The sequence below is a fragment of the Actinomycetospora sp. C-140 genome (assembly GCF_054796175.1).
Genome location: NZ_JBTWNF010000040.1, coordinates 1 through 2,514 on the forward strand (window position 1 = coordinate 1; position 2,514 = coordinate 2,514).

General features: G+C 75.2%; 3 protein-coding genes. All 3 read right to left on the reverse strand.

Features of this window, described 5'->3' with window-relative positions:
* Window positions 1-218 precede the first annotated feature (218 nt).
* The 3 genes from ACR9E3_RS32420 to ACR9E3_RS32430 all read right to left on the reverse strand — a co-directional run bounded on the left by ACR9E3_RS32420 (window position 219) and on the right by ACR9E3_RS32430 (window position 2,296).
* The gene (locus ACR9E3_RS32420; RefSeq protein ID WP_460385194.1) at window positions 219-467 is read right to left on the reverse strand and encodes a hypothetical protein; all 249 of its coding nucleotides are present in this window, start codon (window positions 465-467) and stop codon (window positions 219-221) included.
* On the reverse strand, window positions 468-794 hold the full coding sequence (locus tag ACR9E3_RS32425) for a DUF6247 family protein (RefSeq protein ID WP_460385196.1): 327 nt from the start codon (window positions 792-794) through the stop codon (window positions 468-470).
* 773 nt (window positions 795-1,567) lie between these two features.
* The gene (locus tag ACR9E3_RS32430; protein ID WP_460385198.1) at window positions 1,568-2,296 is read right to left on the reverse strand and encodes a dienelactone hydrolase family protein; all 729 of its coding nucleotides are present in this window, start codon (window positions 2,294-2,296) and stop codon (window positions 1,568-1,570) included.
* Between the last annotated feature and the right edge of the window lie 218 nt (window positions 2,297-2,514).

Here is a 2,514-nt window from a genome sequence, read left to right on the forward strand (position 1 = left end):
CGCCGTCCAACCCGCCCGATCCGGGGCGAACCTTCAGGAGGGCGACCTTCCTAGGTTACTGCATCCACCGGACCAGGTACAACCACTCTTGTCTCGGCGACGGCGGAAACACTACAGGGCCGATGATCCGGGCTCTCACGGGGGGTGGTGTCCCACTGTCGTCGCAGGTCGGGCGGCCTCGGGGCCGCCGCGCCGGTGCCGGTGCGGCGGCTCAGTCATTACCCGGCCCAGTGCACCTGGAGCAGGTCTACGCGCTCGAACTGCTCGACGACCACGTACGTCACCAGGCCCGCGGCGCCGAACGGCATCGTCCGCACCGCGCCGCCAGGGTTGCGGTCGACGAGCGGCTCGCCAGACCACGGCGACACCTCGAGGACGGCCAGGACCTCGGCGAGGGCGACGAGGGCCGGACGTGGGAGTGCCTCGAGCTCACCGCGCACCGAGGCGGCGTCGATCGCGTAGGCCACCTACAGGCCGAGCTCGGCACGCACCTCGGACCATCGCGCCGCCGGCACCTCGCGGTCGAGCGCTTCAGCGGCACGCGCCCGGAGTCGTCGGTACCCCTCCGCGCCGCCGGCCGCCGCGGTGACCTCGGCGACGCGTCGCCAGGCGTCGAGGCAGGCGTGGACGGTCGAGAGGTCGTAGGACTCGGCTGCCCCGGCGAGGGCGGCGCGCCATTGCCGGTCGAACTCGGTGGCGCTCTCCGGGGCGAGTGCTGCCCGCACCTGGCCCGGCGTGGCCTCCGCCCACGCGCGCCCGCCCTCCGGTGGGTGGGGTGAGGCGGCCGCGGTCATGACGTCACCCTACGTCCGCGAGGCGACGCCGGGTCGCCCGCCGCGACGGCTCGCGCGCAGGGCCACCCGCGCTCCGATCCGGGGCGTTCGTCGCCGGACACCGGGTGGGGTCGAGGCAGACCCGGGTCCTCGGATCCGGGTCGGCACCCGACACGCCCCCGGGCGATCGCCCCACGGCGAATCCGCGACCCTGACGTGGCGACGCGTCCTCTGCCGCTGCCTCGCCGGGCCGCGGTCCGCGCGGACCTGCTCGACCGGCGTCCGGTGGAAGACACCCACGACCGCGGCGCCGGGCTCGCCCGGACAGCACCGGTCGACGACCGGTTCCGCTTCTCCGTCCGGCACGTCGTCGCGCTCGCCGCCCCTCGCTGCGGTCGCCGGCCCTCCGAGACCCGCCCGCGAGGCGCGAGTCGTCCCTGCGCCACCGAGTCCGGTGCCTCGGTCGGTGCCCTCCGGCATCCACGTCCCGGAGAGGTCTCACGCCGCAGCCCCGATTGCGGTGCCACGGGACTCGCGGAGGCGCCGTCGACGACGCGGTGACCGACGCGGACGGGGCGCCTCGAGGTCGCCACCCGTCGCGCGCGCGATCGGGCGTGGCACCTCGTCGGACGGATGCGATCAGCTCACGAGGGGTGGCACGACGCCGTTGCCGGGCAGATCTCGCGGTGGAGTCCGCCGGAGGGTTCGCCGTCGGCGTGCCCGGGCGCGGTGTGGCGCGCTCCCCGACGCCGCCGGCCGGTCTCGCGGCGCGCCGGGCGACCACCGGTGACGAGTCACCCGAGGTGCCGGACGAAGAACCGGTTCCCGTCCTCGCCCTCGAACGCCGGGACCCCGGTGTGCCCGCCGGTGTTGGCGTGCAGCGTCTTCTCCCGGCTGCCGAAGGCGTCGAACAGGTCCAGCGCCATCTGCCGGTCGTTGTCCTCGTCGTCCCACTGCAGCAGGACCAGCAGCGGGATCGAGACCCGCCGGGCCTCGTCGAACGTCGACCGGGGAACGAAGCTCCCGGCGAACAGCACCGCGGCGGCGATGCGCGGCTCGACCACCGCCAGTCGCACGCCGATGGCCATCACCCCTCCCGCGTACCCGACCGGCCCGCCGATGTCCGGCAACGCGAGGAGGGCGTCCAGGGCGCCCCGCCATTCCGGGGCGGCCACGTCGACGAGCGGGAGCACGAGCCGGTCGACGATCTCGTCGACCGGATCGCCGCCCCGGATCGCCCGACGCAGGTCGGCACGCGCCGCGTCGGCGGCGGCGGAGCGCGGTCGGTCTCCGCACCCGGGGAGCTCCACGGTCGCCGCCGCGAAACCCTTCGCGGCGGAGCTCTGGGCCCGGGCCACGAGCCGGGGGTACATGGCGCGGAGGCCGCCGGGGTGGCCGAGCAGGATCAGCGGCGCGGGCGCCGAGGCCGCCCGCGGCGTCCACAGGACGCCGGGGACCACGCCGAGGATGAAGTCGCGCTCGAGGACGCCGTCGTCGAGGCGTCGTTCAGCGGTGAATCGCATGGTCGTGCCTTTCGGGAGTGCGCGGTTCGCGGCGCTCCCGGACGACCTACCGCCCGACCGCGGCCATGGAGGGGAGCACCCCTGTCGATGCGTTCACGGGTGTCACCTCCTCGTTCTCCGGCACGGCTTCCGCGAAGCTAGCAGGGCGCGCCGCCGGGTCGCCCTCGGTTTTCCCGCACGGTCGCCGGCACTCCTCGGGCACGAGCGGAAATCCTGCA

Bases quoted from the DNA above. Each gene is read 5' to 3' on its own strand.
- ACR9E3_RS32425 (WP_460385196.1), bottom strand. From the start codon at position 794: ATGACCGCGGCCGCCTCACCCCACCCACCGGAGGGCGGGCGCGCGTGG.
- ACR9E3_RS32430 (WP_460385198.1), bottom strand. From the start codon at position 2,296: ATGCGATTCACCGCTGAACGACGCCTCGACGACGGCGTCCTCGAGCGC.